Here is a 2,005-nt window from a genome sequence, read left to right on the forward strand (position 1 = left end):
AAAAAATGGTAGTAACACAAGACAACAAATTTGTCTATGCAAAATACAACATGAGTGCGAATGAAATGAAATTTTTCATGTGGATAGTAGGACAAATAAATAATCAAAAAGATCAACTCTTCCAAATATGCGAAGTGCCACTTAATCAAGTCATTGATATATGGCAATGGAATAAGAATAGAGTATTACAAATAGATTATGCATATATTAGAGAAATCTGCCATTCAATGAGTAAAAAAGTCTATATTGAAGACTTTAAATTGCTTGATGAAAAAACTATGAAACAAAAGAATTGCTTTAAGATTATGCCACTTTTTCAATGGATTTCATACAAAGATGGAGAGAGTTGTGTAAGTTATAAACTCAATGATAGTTTAATGGAATATTTACTAGATCTAAAACACAATTTCACACAAATTAAATTTAAAGATATACAACAAATGAAATCAGCTTATAGTATTCGAATTTATACTATGCTTGTTTCAGAATTAAAGCAAAATAGACAGAATCTAAAAATTAGTGTTGCTGTATTGCAAAATATCCTAGAAGTACCAAAAAGCCTAGAAATATGGGATAATTTTAAACAGAAAGTCTTAAATCAAGCCACAAAAGATATTAATGGTAGATCAAACATTATTCTACTAGAGATAAAAACCTTCAAAACTGGTAGAAAAATCACAGAAATAGAATGTATCTTTGACTATAAAAATAACGACAAGCGTATCCTAAGAGATAAAACCAAACAAAAACATTTCAACGATAAAATCATAGAAGTGCTAGATACCTATTCAGGTAAAAGTTTCTTCTTTGAAAAACTAGGCGGTACATTCCAATACTATGGTTGGAAATATGCAAATGAAGATATAAACCAAATTGTTGCTGTGTTTGAACGAATAAGTGATAAGAAATTCTTTTACATTGCAGTAAAGAATTTCAAAAATGATATTAATATACTTGAGCAATGTAAAAATAAAGCAGAAGAACTCTTTTATATCAGCCAAGCCAAAGAAATACAACAAAGTAAAGAATTTTTACAAAATTTATTGGGTGGAAAAACACAACTATTTCAAAGAATTTAATTCAAAAATAAATTAAAAGCATTTTTTTTGATATCGTGTATAATATTCGTGTATGTAAATTAATATACGAAAAAAAGGAATGGTATGCCATTTAAAAAACATGAGCTTTTTTTTACATTGCTTTCAACATCTTTGATGAGTTTTGTAGGGTGTGCTGATTTATTAAAACTCTCCCAAGATACACGAGAAAAAGTTAATCATCCTATTCAAGCACTCGCAAATAAGAATAACAATCAAACAGATACTGAAGAAAATAGGCAAATAGATTGCAGTGAATTACCACAAGATATTGCTGATCGTTTTAAACAATATCATGCAATGGCAAAAGATGATGATTCTTTTAATGATGTAACCATCGCTAGATATGATTGGGAAAAGTTCTATAGTGATCAAGTTATTACGGGTAGCTTGGTACTATATGGGACAGAAGAAAAAGTCAAATTTCTATGTGAAACAGCAGAACAAGCTTATAAAGAAATTATGAAAGAAAATCCAAATATTTTAAAAGTTCAGGGATTAAAAAATAAATTAAAAGCTGAAGAAAAATTACTTGGGAAAGTTCATTCGCGGTTTTTTAGACTTAAAGAACAAGCTGAAGCCAAAAGAAAATAAGGAGTAAATAATGAAGATAAATATACTTAAAGGTATAATGCTAGGTGCTGTTGCGTGTATAATTATTGGCTGTGGTGAGAGTGAAAAAAGTGTAGAGTATTACTTGAATCATGATAAAGAAAGAGAAGAAAAAGTTAAAGAATGTAAAGAAAAAGGCGGTATAGATAGCAGTATTAATTGTAAACATGCAGGTAAAGCAGCATACCAAAAAATACTAGATAACACAAAAGCAGGATTCTAGTTATGTCAGAATCAGTAGTCTTTCAAAACTTAGGAGAATCCATTCAATCTGTGCTTGATGTAATGAAACAAGC

3 protein-coding genes are annotated in these 2,005 nt (G+C 28.8%); all 3 read left to right on the forward strand.

The genetic code is table 11. The annotated features are described in order from the left end of the window. Positions 1-1,079, forward strand: a 1,079-nt coding sequence (locus tag LS81_RS10790) for a replication initiation protein (protein ID WP_081956012.1), incomplete at its 5' end; no start/stop codon positions are given. An 84-nt stretch (positions 1,080-1,163) separates the two neighbouring features. Then, positions 1,164-1,691, forward strand: coding sequence for a hypothetical protein (locus tag LS81_RS10795; RefSeq protein ID WP_034347341.1), 528 nt, complete (start codon positions 1,164-1,166; stop codon positions 1,689-1,691). Between the two features lie 10 nt (positions 1,692-1,701). Beyond that, positions 1,702-1,932 carry an EexN family lipoprotein gene (locus tag LS81_RS10800; RefSeq protein WP_034347340.1) on the forward strand — a complete coding sequence of 77 codons (231 nt, stop codon included), beginning with the start codon at positions 1,702-1,704 and terminating at the stop codon, positions 1,930-1,932. Positions 1,933-2,005 lie beyond the last annotated feature (73 nt).

This window comes from Helicobacter trogontum (assembly GCF_000765905.2).
In the GTDB taxonomy this organism is placed as follows: Bacteria; Campylobacterota; Campylobacteria; order Campylobacterales; family Helicobacteraceae; genus Helicobacter_A; species Helicobacter_A trogontum.